Below are 14415 nucleotides of genomic sequence, written 5' to 3'. Positions count from 1 at the left end.
TGAGCAATAGCTCCTCCCTTCAGGTTGTGCCCAGACACTTAAAGGGAGACTCAAAATTAAGCGTGATGATAGTTTTTTTTAATCATGATTTTTCCCTAGTTAAACTCAAAAATATACTTTTTTGAGTGCGTATTAAAGGCAATACTCAATCGACTGACATAAGTGTTACCGTTTGGACCAAAACCTCTTGCATAAATATTTATTTACTTGTCCCACCCTGCCAAGTAAATAAATCCTTCATCGTTGGATATTTCATATGATTAGGAAAGAGATTCCAAATCCTCATAAAATTAGGTTTACTGACGTCATTTCTCCTAAAAAATGAGATAGCAGTGACCAGTATAATCGCTAATATATTTCAATATTATTTTATGTGACAAGAATAATTGTTATTTTTATTTAGCCCTTACCAAGACAACTAACTCAACATTAAAGTGAGACAACAAAAGCTTTTAAAGAGTCTTGATTCAATTTTTAATAAGTTGCTAATTTCTTCTTTCCCATAGATTCATTTAAGAAACGCAATAACAAGACCATAAACAGCCTAAACGACCACTTATAAATATAACTGCTTTGTATTTCTTGGTATTGATTTTTAAATACACCGCTATCTTTCAGCTACAATAGTTGGATAATATAGATTTAAAATTATGAGACTTTAAGAGCCAACCATGTCAGCAAAAGATGCCTCTTTCTATTTTCCTGCTCCCATTAAACAATCATTTTGTACACAATGTGGCAGTAAATTAACGAGAATGTGTCCACCTATGGATAACCGTGAGCGTGATTGTTGTGAGAATTGCGGTGCCGTCCATTATCGCAATCCTTTAATTGTTGCTGGAACACTTCCCTATTATCAAAATAAGATTTTGTTATGTAAACGTGCCATTGAGCCACAATACAATAAGTGGACGTTACCTGCTGGTTTTATGGAGCTCAGTGAAACCACCGCACAAGGTGCTTGTCGCGAAACACTAGAAGAAGCAGGAGCAAAAATTCAATTAGGGCAGCTTTTTACCGTCATTGATGTTCCTAGAGTTAGCCAAGTTCATATGTATTATCTCGCAGAGCTAACTAGCTTAGAATTTGAGCCGGGTGAAGAATCATTAGAAGTAGCCCTATTTGATATGGATGATATTCCTTGGCAACAAATTGCGTTTACTACCGTTCAAGCGACCTTAAAAACATATATTGAACATCGACAAAAAAATATCAGCTTTAAAACGCATCATATTATTTTGGACTAATCTCATCCACTTACTCATCATATTAAAAGCATTAACATTGTTATTTGTTTAGAACTATAGCGATTATAACTACAATCAAATCTACTACCATAACCATCAAACTAGTTTCAACATTAAGCTTAGGTATTTACCCTAATAAACAAAATAATTAACCCTTTTAAAAAAAAATTACTCTAGAATTATTTTTAAATAACAAACCAATGGTTCGACTAATAAACCAATGAAAAATACTATTGATAGCCTTGCACAAGCATTAAACCTCTTACAAATCATTGCTGAGAATCCTAATACAGGATTGAGTGAACTTGCTCGGTTAAGTCAGCTTAATAAGTCACGAGCCTATCGTATGCTATGTACACTTGAGGAGCATAATTATGTTGTACAGCAAACAGACTTTTCATATCGATTAGGACATGAGCTACTTGTACTAGGCCAACTCGCTAAATCACATTCACATTGGCTAACAATTGCAGAAGCTGTAATAGATCCTCTTGTTAACGAGTTTAATGAAAATTTACAAATCCGTATTCGTGAAAATTTAGAAATAGTCCAAGTTTGGAGAAGAGTCTCCTCTCAACCTTTGCAAGTTCGTAGTGAAATTGGCAATCGCCGTTTATTGGGTGCTGGAGCTGCTGGGAAAATTCTTCTTGCTTTTGCACCTACTCCCATTCAACTTGAATTTCTTAGTACAAAGACACCCACACAAGTAGCCATACTCAAGGAACATATTACACAAATAAAACATCAAGGTTTTTATGTGTCTAAAGGTGAACTAACAGAGGGTGTTTGTGCCATTGCTCTTCCTCTCTATGATATGAAAAAAGAATGCATTGCTTGCCTAAGTTTAAGTGCACCAATTAATCGTATGCCTGAAGAAAGAATCCAACAAATTTTACAACGTTTACAAGAAGTCTCTAACGAATGTTTTATTCGTCTAGGTGGACTGAATCCCTAAAAATGCCAGTATCTCACATAATGTAGGAGATTTTCATGACAGATGTCGTCCCCCAAAAAAGCAAAAAAACAACCAATCCTATGATTGTGATGCTTAGTATTGTTATATTAGCCACGCTACTTACCTTTTTACTTCCATCTGGTCAATACCAAATGAAAGATAAACTGGTTGTTCCTGGTAGCTACACACAAATTGATAAACCCATACAAGCTAGCAATATTATTTCTTCAACATTCACCACAGTCTCCAAAGAGCAAGCAAGTCCTGTTGGTATCGCAGAAATGCTAGAAGCCATACCTGAAGGAATAGCGAAGCAAAGTGGTCTGATTTTCATGGTACTTTTTATTGGTGGAATGTTTGGTATTCTGAATAAGAGTGGTGCTATTGAGGCGGGGTTGGAGCGTGCATTAGGGCTAACTAGAGGGAATATATATATCCTGATTCCTGTCTTAATGTTAATTTTCTCTGCTGGTAGTACCTTTATGGGGTTAGCTAAAGAATATCTCTTAGTGATTCCTATGGTAATTGCATTAACAACTCGTTTAGGTTTTAGCCGAATACTTGGTCTAGCCATTGTAACTCTTGCTGTAAAAGTAGGTTATCTAGCTTCTATCACAAACCCTTATGCCCTTTCTGTTGCACAACCACTACTTGGTCTGCCTGTTTTCAGTGGTTTAAATATGCGGATACTTACCTACGTCGTTATGATGACCCTATGCATTATTTTCTTATTCTGGCGTGTACGCCAAGAAATTGCTGGAGGGGTTTCGACACAAACAATCACTTTTGATAGCAAGCCTCTTTCAAAACAGCATTTCCTAATGGTGTTAGTACTGATCATTGGTATTATTTTTCTTGTGTACGCTGCTCACACATGGAAATGGAAAAGTAGCTCTTTATCTGCTTATTACCTGTTTCTAAGCATTATTTTCGCGGCTATCGCTCGCTTCAGTCCTAGTGAAGCAGCAGATGCTTTTATTAGTGGAATGAAAAAAGTTCTTATTGCCGCAATACTGATTGGCTTGGCTACAGCAGTGGCCATAGTACTTGAAAAGGGTAAAATCATGGATACGATTATTTACCATTTCGTATCTTTTGTGGGAGAGTCTAACTCCTATGTCTCGGCATATAGCATGTTTTTATCTCAATTATTACTAGATTTGGCTATCCCCTCCACTTCTGGACAAGCCGCTGTGACCATGCCAATTATGGGACCTGTTGGTCAGCTATCTGGCGTATCGGCACAAACAACCGTGCTAGCTTTCTTAATGGGTAATGGTCTTACAAATGTCTTCACACCGACATCAACAGGATTATTAATTTTTCTTGCTACGGCTGAAATTGGATGGGGACAATGGGCTCGTTATGTGTGGCCTCTAGTTATTATTCTAGCTATTGCTGCAATTGCCTTATTATCAATTGCAGTAAGCATCGGTTATTAATTTTTTCACTATAAAAGGGTTATTTAATTATTTAAATAACCTCTCTACTAAAAATATGCAACTAGACTCATATAAATTAATTAAAAATCAGATGATTAGTATGCGTGATGGTATTCGTTTAGCGACGGATATTTATCTCCCAACTAGTGCAGAAAAGGCATGGCCTGTCATTATTGAACGTACACCTTATAATAAAAATGCCCATTCACGATCAGAAATTAATCTGGATGGACACAAAATTAGTCGTGAAGAAATGGCTACCCTATTTTGTCGACAAGGATTCGTAGTCATTTTTCAAGATTGTAGAGGACGCTACCAATCTGAGGGAGAATTCATCAAATACATCAATGAAGGACAAGATGGTTTTGATACATATACATGGATTCTTCAACAACCATGGTGTAATGGCAGTATCGGTAGCATGGGATTATCATATGCCGCTCATACACAGATGGCTGCCGCTTGTTTAAATCCCCCTGGTTTAAAAACGATGGTTTTAGATTCAGGTGGCTTTCATAATGCTTTTCGCTGCGGCGCTAGACAAGGAGGTGCTTTTGAACTTAAACAAGCAACTTGGGCATTTAAACAAGCTCAATTAAGCCCTCTTGCACAACAATCATCCATTACCAAAACAGCTCTGTCACAAGAAAACATTCATGACTGGTTTGCCAAAATGCCATGGCAACCTGGCCATTCACCACTACGTCATCACCCTGAATATGAAAACTATTTATTCGAACAATGGCAAGAAGGATTTTTTACTGACTTTTGGAAACAGCTTGGTATCTATGCCGAAGGATACTACGATACATTACCGGATATCCCCGTACTTTTTATGTCTAGCTGGTACGATGCCTATGTTCCTTCCACATTAGCTAACTTTAATGCCTTTAAAGCAAAAGACCGAAAAGCGCCACAACGTCTCATTATGGGACCATGGTTGCATGGCGATCGTAATACTACATACAGTGGTAATGCAGAATTTGGCTATCAAGCTTCTTTTGATAAAAATGTGAGTGACAACTGGTTGACTTGCCGATTAGATTGGTTTAATCAACACTTAAAAGAACATGCTTCGACAACACAAAAAGATTCTGTTTCACTCTTCATTATGGGTGGAGGTAGTGGTAAGCGTAATGCAGAAGGACGTATTGAACACGGAGGATATTGGATACACAGCAATTGCTGGCCTCTAACAGGTACATCTACACAACAATGGTTCTTACATGACAATATGTCATTAAGCCAAGCACAATCTTCCTCTGGAGCACTAAGTTTTCAATCTAATCCTCATCATCCAGTACCAACCATTGGAGGATCTATCACTTCTGGGCTACCTATTTTTGCTGGTGGAGCATTTGATCAACGGGAATCAGCAGAGTTTTTTGGGACTGATGGCAGTAATATGCCTCTGGCAGCTCGAGCAGATATTCTTGTTTTCCAGACAGAGCCTCTTAAAGAAGACCTTATCGTAGCAGGTAAAGTAAAAATTAAACTATGGGTTGATAGCGATTGCCCTGATACAGATTTTACGGCAAAGCTTGTGGACGTTTACCCTCCAAGTGAAGACTATCCTCAAGGCTATGCCATGAATATCACTGATGGTATTTTTCGGGCTCGTTATCATAAAAGCTGGACAGAAGCGTCTTGGCTAGAAAAGGGACAAATTATTCAACTAACGATAGAGCCTTTTGAAACATGTAATATCTTTAAAAAAGGCCATCGTTTGCGTTTAGATATCGCTGGCAGTAACTTCCCACATTTTGATTGCAATCCTAATAGTGGAGAACCAGAGGGACAAGCAAGAAGAAAACAAATTGCGACTAATCATGTCCATGTAGGAGGAATATATGCTTCTGTACTTGAAATTGATGTACTAACTAATAATTAGTAAAAGTCCCAATATCCGATAAATCTGTTAAAGTATCTATGCGACTTTATATCGAAGCCTACATAGATACTTTGCAGCCACCTCTTCTTTTATTCTTCAATAAGAAAAAATGTCATCTACCCAAAGGACAGATTCTCTTTCACATTCCGCCAAAATGATGAAAAATAGAGTTTTTAATATCAATTTGCGTTAAATTAACTAGTCATTTGAAAAAATATCGTCATGAGTAATATCTTTCTACCCCAGCTTGGTCCCAGTATTGCTTTTCCAGATGTAGAGTCAGCCTTAACTGATCCCGATGGCTTATTAGCATGGGGAGGCGACCTAAGCTTTCAGCGTTTGCTCAATGCCTATGCTCATGGTATTTTTCCTTGGTGCAATCCTGATGAACCATTGCTATGGTGGTCCCCCTCTTTACGAATGGTTCTGCAATTTCAGCACCTCAATGTATCACACAGTATGCACAAGCTTATCAAAAAAATTAAACGAGACCCAAACTCACCTTGGGAAATTAGAATTGATACTGCTTTTGAAAAAGTAATGCGCTCTTGCGCTGCTACCCCTCGTCAAGGTCAAAAAGGTACATGGATTGCTGAGGATATTATTCAAGCCTATAGTCATTTACATCAACAAGGTTATGCTCATTCAGTGGAAACATGGTATGACAAGCAACTAGTCGGTGGACTTTATGGTGTTAGTTTGGGAAAAATGTTTTTTGGTGAATCTATGTTTTCTCATCTAAGTAATGCATCTAAACTAGCCTTAATTTTTTTAATGCATTACCTCGCCAAACAGGATGTTTTTTTAATTGACTGCCAACAAGAAACTGCTCATTTAACAAGTATGGGAGGAGCATGTATTTCACGACAACTTTTTTCTGAGCATCTAAGAATACATACACCTCAAGAAAAAATTATTTGGCAAATAGGCAAACAATCTTTCGATATCATCACATAATATGTCTGAAACAGAAATCACTTTTGGCTTGTATTTATCTGCACCCTATCCTTGTAGCTATCTTCCTGAACAGCAAGCTCGCTCGCAAGTAGTCGTTCCAAGTCATTTGGTTAATACGACTATTTATGCACAATTAATTCAGCAAAATTTTCGCCGTAGTGGAGAACAAGTCTATCGTCCTCGTTGCGATAATTGCCAAGCCTGTATCTCTGTCAGATTGCGCACCACTGAATTTGTTGCAAATAAAACCCAACGTCGTTTATATAAGCGTCATCAACAAGAGTTAACCGCAAAACTTATTCACTCACCAAGCTATAGTAATGAGCATTTTGAGTTGTATAAGCATTATCAGCAAACCCGACACCCAGAAACCTACGAACCCACTAATAAAGCAGATTATGAAAACTTTTTAATCCGTTCCTATGTTGATACTCGCTTTATTGAATTTCGATCAAGTGATAACGTGCTACGTATGGTATGTATTTTTGATTATTTAACAGATGGGTTATCTGCTGTCTATACATTTTATGATACAGAGTATCAAGGTAGTCTAGGTACCTATGCCATTCTTTATCTTTCTCAGCTATGCCAGCAATGGCAACTTCCTTATTTATATTTAGGGTATTGGGTTAAGAATAGCCCTAAAATGAACTACAAAAATAAATTTACACCTCTTGAGTATAATTGGCATGGCCAATGGTTATCTAAGCAACCTAGCACAACTAATGGCTTATAATCTACTCTACAAGTTTAGTTTATCACTTACATAACCCATCCACTCTATACCTATTTGCTATCCAACCATGTCTAGCCTATTTAATCCTTATCCGCTTATCAAACCATTACTATTTCGCATGGATGCAGAAACAGCCCATGAAAACGTCTTAGCAACATTAAAAAAATATTATCAAAATCCATTACTCAAACCATTCATCAGCAATCAGATTAACGATAATCCTATTCAGTTAATGGGTTTGACTGTGCGCAATCCTATAGGTTTAGCCGCCGGTTTAGATAAGAATGGAGAATTTATTGATGCCTTAGCTAGTTTTGGTTTTGGTTTTGTAGAAGTAGGAACCGTAACACCTCGTCCGCAAGCAGGTAACCCTAAGCCACGTATGTTTAGAATTCCTGAAAAGCAATCACTTATTAATCGTATGGGATTCAATAATCATGGTTTAGATATTTTCCTGAAAAACGTACAAGAAAGTTCGTTTAGAAAAAATGGTGGAATTTTAGGTTTAAACTTAGGCAAAAATGCCGATACCCCTATTGAAAATGCCACTAGTGATTACCTCAAAGGGTTAGAAGGAGTCTATCCTTACGCTGACTACATCACTATTAATATTTCTTCACCAAATACTAAAAACTTACGTGCCTTGCAAGGTGAAGATGAATTAAATGCATTACTAGGACAATTACAAAATAAACGCCTTGAATTAGCTGATAATCATCAACGCTATATCCCTATTGCCATTAAAATAGCACCAGATTTAGATGATAATCAAATTAGTTCTATTGCCCAGCTTGTGCAAGCCCATAAAATGGATGGAATCATTGCGACCAATACCACACTTTCTCGTGACTATGTTAATGGTTTGGAGTACGTTAATGAAACTGGTGGTTTATCAGGCCCTGCTGTTCATGAACTTTCGTTAAATGTCATTCGTAAATTACGTCAGCATCTTAGCCCTGAAATAGCTATTATTGGTGTAGGAGGTATTTTGAGTGGTAAACAAGCTAAAGAGAAAATCCTAGCCGGTGCAAATGCTATTCAACTTTATACAGGCCTTATTTACAAAGGTCCTGCTTTGGTCAAAGAATGCGCTGATGCCTTAGCCTCTTAAAGCTACAAACCTGCATAGCAATATTAAAAATAAAAGTTATCCATAATCTGAATAATTTTGTTTTTAATATTGCTCTGCTTTTCTCGAATTCTCTTATAAAAGCAAAAAGCCAAACTAATTTTACAGTTTGGCTTTTTCTTTATTTAATGCTGTTTTTTATACAACAAACAGCATCTGTTAGCAGAGCTAAGTAAGCTTAAGCTTTACGTGAACGAACTGCTGATGCTGCTTGTGTAGCAGCTTTAGTTGCTTGTTCTGTCGCTTGTACAGTTGCTTTAGTTGCTGCAGCTAAATTGTTCTCTGCTACTTCAACCGCCTGTTTAGCGGCTTTGTTTAACGAATCATACGCATTGTTAGCAGATGCTAATGTTGATTTTAATAAAGCTACTGCTGATTCAGAACCTGTAGGCGCATTTTTAGCGATTTGATTCAATTGATTCTGAAAGATTTTTTTGAACTTCTGCTACTTGTGTTTCAGAAAGTTTTAATAATTCATTGCTAACTTGAGAAACGATATCGTAAACATTTTTAGAGTAAGCAGCTGCTTTTTCTGCTGTAGGTTGAGCTAAACCACTCACTAATGCAAAAAGCTCTTGAGGTTCTTTTACTGAAGTTGCTTGTTGAGAAGTCTCAGCTACATCACCTAATGCTGCTTTAATAACCTTCAAATTCAAGTCAACTAATTGTTCAAAACCACCAAATAAAACATTTTGAGCAGCAACAATGTTATTAACTGCTGCTTTTTGTTGATCTAATAACTGTTGAGGTACTACTGACATAATATTCTCCTAGATGTTTGATAAAAAGCAACCTATGCTGCGTTGCACAAATACTATTATACTCACATATATTATTTTTTCAACTCTTTTTATTGCATTGCACAAAAAAAACAACTAAAAGCTATCTTATTGATTTTATTAAACTTATCTTTTTCCGTAACCTAACGAAGTGGAAATAGAAGCGGCTGCTTGCATCAACAGGCTTGCCCAGCTATCTTGCATACGCTCTACAGGTGCAGAAATTGATAGCCCTGCGACAAGATTACCTGAATAATCATAAATGGCAGCTGCAATACATCGTACCCCCAACTCAAGCTCTTCATTGTCACGAGCATAGCCGTATTGATGCACAAATTTTAAATCTTTTTGTAAATCCTCAATAGCTGCTAGACTATTTTTTGTTTTGCCTGGCAAGCCTGTTCTTAAAGCATAGGACTCAATAAGGCGTGGATCAGCTGCCGCTAAATATAATTTACCCACAGATGTTAAATGAAGCAATGCCCTTCCGCCTATTGGTCGTAATACATGCATACCAGAGCGAGCACTTTCTGTCCGCTCTATATAAACAATCTCATCACCTTGCCGTACTGATAAATTAATCGTTTGCTGTGTTTGCTCGTGTAACCACTGCATCATAGGAGCAGCTACTTGGCGAATATTTAAGCGATCTTTAACAATGGCACCTAATTCTAATAAGCGCAATCCCAATTGATATTTCCCATTATCCAAATGCTCCAGTACCCCACCTATACATAAATCACCTAAAATACGATGTGCAGTAGACGTGTGCAACTGGCAACTCTCAGCAATTTCCTTTAAGCTTAAAGGTTGTGGTGTAGCCGCCAATAAATTTAAAATCGTATAAGCACGTTCAAATACCTGTGCTGATACTTTATTGGCTGGTGGAGCAGTTCTCGTACTTAAGCGTACTCTTGATTTAATTTTTTGTTGGCTCATAGTCAAGCACTTATCGTGTGATTAATCCTTATTTCACTGATTAGGACGATTGCAATATAGCAACAATAGTAAGTCACTAAATTACTCAGGTTTATCCATAAAATGCCCACCTACTCTTAAAATAGCTCCACGCAAATAATCATAAGCTTCTTTTAAGTCAGCCGTATTTTTTCCTTTAACCCCTAAATCAATAAAGGCTGGTTTACCTTCTCTTGATACTGTCGGCAAACTAAATGTACGAATACCTGGCCATTTATTTTCAATAAATTCTAAAGCGGGGGTAATTCTAGATTCTGGTAGCGTATGGATAATCACCGAATACGACTGTTCTTCTTCGATATGATGTAAATGCTTATAACGAGTATCCAATGTCCATTCAATCATAGGCCACGCCATTTCAGGAAACCCAGGTACAAAAGTATGATTTTTGATAAAAAAACCAGGGATCTGATTAAATGGATTGGGCACAATTTCAGAGCCTTCAGGAAAAAGTCCCATCGCCAAACGACGCTGATTTTCTGGAGTACCCATATCAGCAGAAGCTGACCCTTCAGTTGCCATTCGTTGCGTGCGTTCCGTAATCAGTGCTGCTGCCTCAGGATGTAAATGTAAGGGCAAGCCTAATGCTAGACCTGCTGCATCACGAGTTTTATCATCAGGCGTGGATCCAATTCCGCCACTAGAAAAAACAATATCACCACTAGCAAAAGATTGCTGATACTCTTTGACTAGACTATCTAAATCATCAGGGACAAAATGTGCCCAAGATAAACTCAATCCTCTTTCATTCAATAACGCAATCACTTTTTCTAAGTGAGCATCTTTACGGCGACCCGATAAAATTTCATCTCCGACAACAATTAAGCCGATTTTTACTTGTGATGGCATTTTTATCTCCAAACATGAGAAATACTTTTATACTTGACTATGTTTTAATTATAAAGCTCAATGAGTACTACTTCACTATGCTTATTACCAATGTGAATGAAGACATTACAACTGTCAAAAACCTTCTCAAAAAAGCGACTGGCTTGACTATTGCTTGCTATTGCGCACAATGGTGTGGAACTTGTAAAACGTATGCTAATGATTTTAAATCATTAAGTGAGCAATTTCCTGAATATACATTTATTTGGATAGATATTGAAGACAATCCAGAGTTATTAGATGACTTAGATGTTGAAAACTTCCCTACTATTCTCATTCAGCAATCTCAGCAAAATTATTTTTTTGGAACAATGCTACCGCATATCCAACACTTAGAACGACTAATCCGCTCTATACAAAAAGATATTCTTGAGCAAAAAATAACACCTATCCAAGATGGTCCAAATAATTTATATGAACTATTAAGCAATTAATCTCGCTGACTTTTTAACTAAGTGAGAAGATTATCTACCCATAATAGGTCAACACTCTACCACCTATTTTTTATATCCTTTAGGTCTGCCACCTAATAAGACAGCCAGCGGAGCGGTTTGTATTTCTGGATAATCTCTTTTTTCAACAGCCGCTAAAATAACGTCTTTGTCTTCTTCTGGGTCATATGGGCGATAAAAGAAAGCATCTATTGGGGGTAAATTAGATTTCTCAGACGATGTGTAATAATCTTTTTTACGTGACTGAAATTGAAATCTATCTAGGAAAATGCTTGGAATAACAAGATTCTCTTTAGGAATATCTGTTTTAATTAATTGCTGAATATCATTGAGTAATTTATCATCCTCATCAGAATAAAAAGCAATTGCTGTACCAGAAGCTCCCGCACGCCCTGTTCTACCAATCCTATGCACATAGTCTTCAGCATTGTATGGTAGATCAAAATTAATCACGCCATCTAAACCAGCCACATCCAACCCACGTGCAGCAACATCAGTTGCCACTAAAACATCTACTTTACCTTCTTTAAACGCATCTAAAGTCCGTGTACGTTCAATCTGGGATTTATCACCATGAATGGACTCTGCTTTAATACCTTCTTTATTCAAATCACGTGCAATCTGAGATGCCGCAATTTTAGTATTGGCAAATACAATTACCTGTGCAAGATTCCGTGTTTTTAATAAAAACAACAACGCCGCTTTTTTCTGTGCTGGCGCTACATGATAAGCAAGCTGTGTTACTGTTGATGCTGTAGCATTGTTCGCCGCCACACTAATTTCAACAGGGTCTTTTAGAAAGGTACGTCCCAATTGACGAATCTCAGGGCTAAAGGTGGCTGAAAATAATAAACTCTGACGTTGTGCAGGCAACTGTTTCAGAATACGCTCTAGGTCAGGCATAAAACCCATATCTAGCATTCTATCGGCTTCGTCCAATACCAATACACTAACTTGGTTCAAAGACACCGTCTTTTGCTCAAGATGGTCAAGTAAGCGTCCTGGCGTAGCAATGAGGATTTCACATCCTCGACGTAACTCTGCTTTCTGAGGATTAATATCGACACCACCGTAAACCACACTAGCACGTAGTGGTGATATTTCTGAGTACCGTTTGACATTCTCTGCAACCTGATCGGCTAACTCTCGTGTTGGGGTGAGAATAAGGGCTCGTACAGGGTGCTTCGCTGGCGAAGTACTTGTGCTAGCAAAAGGCATCATACGATGCAATACTGGCAACGTAAATGCCGCTGTTTTACCCGTCCCTGTCTGAGCAGCACCCATCACATCTAAGCCATCCATCACTGGGCCAATAGCTCTGGCTTGAATCGGTGTGGGTTTGGTATATCCACTAAGTTCAATTGCTTTTAAAATATCTGGATGCAATCCAAACTCTGTGAAACTACTTATCTGCTCATTATCAATCATATATTACTCAACTAAGGGTTAATCTATCATTTTACTCCTTGTCATAGTTGCGTGTTCTTGCATTCTGCTGATTACATAAAATAAATTTGTCTGATTTGCATTTATACCAATAAGACAGAAACTTTATTCATAAACTTACTTAATCCGCTGTAATTTCTTGTACAATACCGTCAGTATTTAACGAGAAACGGGTCATTATGTGAGACTTGAATTGGCTCCTAGACCTTATTATTTTTAACGAGATTTTTCTTTTCAATGGAGAAAAAATGGAAAACAAACCAACTATTGAACCTATTGAAGTTACTGCCAAAGATTTACCTTTGTATTGTCCTGGTCCTAATTCACCAAGATGGAGTATGCATCCTAGAGTTTTCCTAGATATCACTCACGCTGAGGATCATACAGCAACCTGTCCATACTGCTCTAGCAAATATGTACTAAAAGCGGGTGAAAAAATTACAGGTCACTAATCCATGTCAGGACAACTAGATACGTCTGAATTTAACCATCCTTTTTGGTTACCAGAAGGACAAAGTCAAACTATTATTGGCTCAAAATTTGCAACATACGCCAAAATAACATTTGCTCGAGAACGCATTCGTACTCCCGACCAAGATTTTATTGATTTAGATTGGTATATCCCACATATCACCAACCAAGACTATCTAGATGCTCCTGCCCCCTCTATCCCCAACTTTACAGGCAAGGCATTACTCTTTTTTCATGGGTTAGAAGGCTCAAGCCAAAGTCACTATGCACAATCCATTTGTCATGATTTTCGTGACCTAGGTTGGGCTGTTGTAGTTGCCCATTTTCGTGGATGCTCTGGTGAAGCCAACCTCTTGCCTCGCTCTTATTTTTCAGGTGATATCCAAGATGCAGAAACTGTTATGCAAGCCGTAAAAAATACGCTTACCACATGCACAATGGTATGCTGCTGGCGTTTCTATGGGAGGAAATGTATTACTAAAATATGCAGGAGCTCAAGGGACTGAATTAGCAGCCTTTAATGCCATTGCTAGTATTTCTGCTCCAACAGATTTGTACGCAACAGGATTACAGTTGGGCAAAGGGTTCTTTGGTAAATATGTCTATACGCCTTATTTTCTGACCACTATGAAGAAAAAAATGCAGCAAAAACATAAGGCATTTCCTGGCTCGATTGAGATCACTCGTTTAGCAAAGGCTAAAACATTGAAAGATTTTGATGATATTTACACAGGTCCTATTCATGGCTTTAGAAATGCGGAAGACTACTGGAAAAAATGCTCTTCAAAACCTGATTTGATTCATATCCTTGTACCTACATTAATCCTTAATGCTAAAAACGATCCTTTTATTCCTAGAGAAAGTTTACCAACCATTGAGCAGGTATCTGACGTTGTTACCTTACATCAGCCTGAACATGGTGGTCATGTAGGTTTTTCTCAGGGCACATTTCCCTCTCGTTTGGGATGGTTAAGTCAACGCCTATGGCAATTTTTCCAAGGTTATTAATAATCCTTTTGAACAGAACACCATCTTACTATTTAA

General features: G+C 37.7%; 12 protein-coding genes and 2 pseudogenes. 10 read left to right on the top strand and 4 right to left on the bottom strand.

The features are described 5' to 3' along the window. Nucleotides 1-671: 671 nt before the first annotated feature. From V757_RS0114185 to V757_RS21905, 7 genes are all read left to right on the top strand, one after another. Complete coding sequence (locus V757_RS0114185; RefSeq protein ID WP_031274598.1) at nt 672-1247, top strand: NUDIX hydrolase; 576 nt, start codon at nt 672-674, stop codon at nt 1245-1247. A gap of 220 nt (nt 1248-1467) precedes the next feature. Then, complete coding sequence (locus V757_RS21930) at nt 1468-2202, top strand: IclR family transcriptional regulator (RefSeq protein ID WP_023951160.1); 735 nt, start codon at nt 1468-1470, stop codon at nt 2200-2202. 35 nt (nt 2203-2237) lie between these two features. Then, nucleotides 2238-3644: a YfcC family protein gene (locus V757_RS21925; RefSeq protein ID WP_023951158.1), complete on the top strand. Its 1407-nt coding sequence runs from the start codon at nt 2238-2240 to the stop codon at nt 3642-3644. A gap of 100 nt (nt 3645-3744) precedes the next feature. Then, on the top strand, nt 3745-5535 hold the full coding sequence (locus V757_RS21920; protein ID WP_218118038.1) for a CocE/NonD family hydrolase: 1791 nt from the start codon (nt 3745-3747) through the stop codon (nt 5533-5535). Between the two features lie 222 nt (nt 5536-5757). Further along, the gene (aat, locus tag V757_RS21915; RefSeq protein ID WP_023951154.1) at nt 5758-6492 is read left to right on the top strand and encodes a leucyl/phenylalanyl-tRNA--protein transferase; all 735 of its coding nucleotides are present in this window, start codon (nt 5758-5760) and stop codon (nt 6490-6492) included. Between the two features lies 1 nt (nt 6493). Continuing rightward, complete coding sequence (locus tag V757_RS21910; RefSeq protein WP_023951152.1) at nt 6494-7228, top strand: arginyltransferase; 735 nt, start codon at nt 6494-6496, stop codon at nt 7226-7228. 67 nt (nt 7229-7295) lie between these two features. Continuing rightward, nucleotides 7296-8339 carry a quinone-dependent dihydroorotate dehydrogenase gene (locus tag V757_RS21905; RefSeq protein ID WP_023951150.1) on the top strand — a complete coding sequence of 348 codons (1044 nt, stop codon included), beginning with the start codon at nt 7296-7298 and terminating at the stop codon, nt 8337-8339. Between the two features lie 196 nt (nt 8340-8535). Here V757_RS21905 and phaP read toward each other — a convergent pair. The 3 genes and pseudogenes from phaP to V757_RS21890 form a co-directional block, all read right to left on the bottom strand. After that, nucleotides 8536-9118 (bottom strand): annotated as a pseudogene (gene phaP, locus V757_RS21900) (TIGR01841 family phasin). A 144-nt stretch (nt 9119-9262) separates the two neighbouring features. Next, the gene (locus V757_RS21895) at nt 9263-10075 is read right to left on the bottom strand and encodes an IclR family transcriptional regulator (RefSeq protein WP_023951148.1); all 813 of its coding nucleotides are present in this window, start codon (nt 10073-10075) and stop codon (nt 9263-9265) included. An 81-nt stretch (nt 10076-10156) separates the two neighbouring features. Next, nucleotides 10157-10969, bottom strand: coding sequence for a competence/damage-inducible protein A (locus V757_RS21890; RefSeq protein WP_371128785.1), 813 nt, complete (start codon nt 10967-10969; stop codon nt 10157-10159). Between the two features lie 71 nt (nt 10970-11040). Between V757_RS21890 and V757_RS21885 the strand changes: the two genes are divergently transcribed. After that, complete coding sequence (locus V757_RS21885; RefSeq protein ID WP_023951145.1) at nt 11041-11436, top strand: thioredoxin family protein; 396 nt, start codon at nt 11041-11043, stop codon at nt 11434-11436. Between the two features lie 63 nt (nt 11437-11499). Here the strand turns inward: V757_RS21885 and V757_RS21880 are convergent, their stop codons facing one another. Next, nucleotides 11500-12882 (bottom strand): DEAD/DEAH box helicase, encoded by a 1383-nt coding sequence (locus tag V757_RS21880; RefSeq protein ID WP_023951143.1) that lies wholly within the window; start codon nt 12880-12882, stop codon nt 11500-11502. A 266-nt stretch (nt 12883-13148) separates the two neighbouring features. Between V757_RS21880 and V757_RS21875 the strand changes: the two genes are divergently transcribed. Both V757_RS21875 and V757_RS28020 read left to right on the top strand, forming a co-directional pair. Next, a complete protein-coding gene (locus V757_RS21875; RefSeq protein ID WP_023951141.1) occupies nt 13149-13352 on the top strand; it encodes a zinc-finger domain-containing protein in 204 nt (67 codons plus the stop codon). Between the two features lie 3 nt (nt 13353-13355). Next, nucleotides 13356-14379 (top strand): annotated as a pseudogene (locus V757_RS28020) (YheT family hydrolase). Nucleotides 14380-14415: the final 36 nt, after the last annotated feature.

The sequence above is a fragment of the Pelistega indica genome (assembly GCF_000506865.1).
Lineage (GTDB): Bacteria > Pseudomonadota > Gammaproteobacteria > Burkholderiales > Burkholderiaceae_B > Taylorella > Taylorella indica.
The sequence above is the reverse complement of the archived record's forward strand: the minus strand, read 5'-3'. Positions and strand labels throughout refer to the sequence as shown.

Bases quoted from the DNA above. Each gene is read 5' to 3' on its own strand.
- V757_RS0114185 (WP_031274598.1), top strand. From the start codon at position 672: ATGTCAGCAAAAGATGCCTCTTTCTATTTTCCTGCTCCCATTAAACAA.
- V757_RS21930 (WP_023951160.1), top strand. From the start codon at position 1,468: ATGAAAAATACTATTGATAGCCTTGCACAAGCATTAAACCTCTTACAA.
- V757_RS21925 (WP_023951158.1), top strand. From the start codon at position 2,238: ATGACAGATGTCGTCCCCCAAAAAAGCAAAAAAACAACCAATCCTATG.
- V757_RS21920 (WP_218118038.1), top strand. From the start codon at position 3,745: ATGCGTGATGGTATTCGTTTAGCGACGGATATTTATCTCCCAACTAGT.
- aat (WP_023951154.1), top strand. From the start codon at position 5,758: ATGAGTAATATCTTTCTACCCCAGCTTGGTCCCAGTATTGCTTTTCCA.
- V757_RS21910 (WP_023951152.1), top strand. From the start codon at position 6,494: ATGTCTGAAACAGAAATCACTTTTGGCTTGTATTTATCTGCACCCTAT.
- V757_RS21905 (WP_023951150.1), top strand. From the start codon at position 7,296: ATGTCTAGCCTATTTAATCCTTATCCGCTTATCAAACCATTACTATTT.
- V757_RS21895 (WP_023951148.1), bottom strand. From the start codon at position 10,075: ATGAGCCAACAAAAAATTAAATCAAGAGTACGCTTAAGTACGAGAACT.
- V757_RS21885 (WP_023951145.1), top strand. From the start codon at position 11,041: ATGCTTATTACCAATGTGAATGAAGACATTACAACTGTCAAAAACCTT.
- V757_RS21880 (WP_023951143.1), bottom strand. From the start codon at position 12,882: ATGATTGATAATGAGCAGATAAGTAGTTTCACAGAGTTTGGATTGCAT.
- V757_RS21875 (WP_023951141.1), top strand. From the start codon at position 13,149: ATGGAAAACAAACCAACTATTGAACCTATTGAAGTTACTGCCAAAGAT.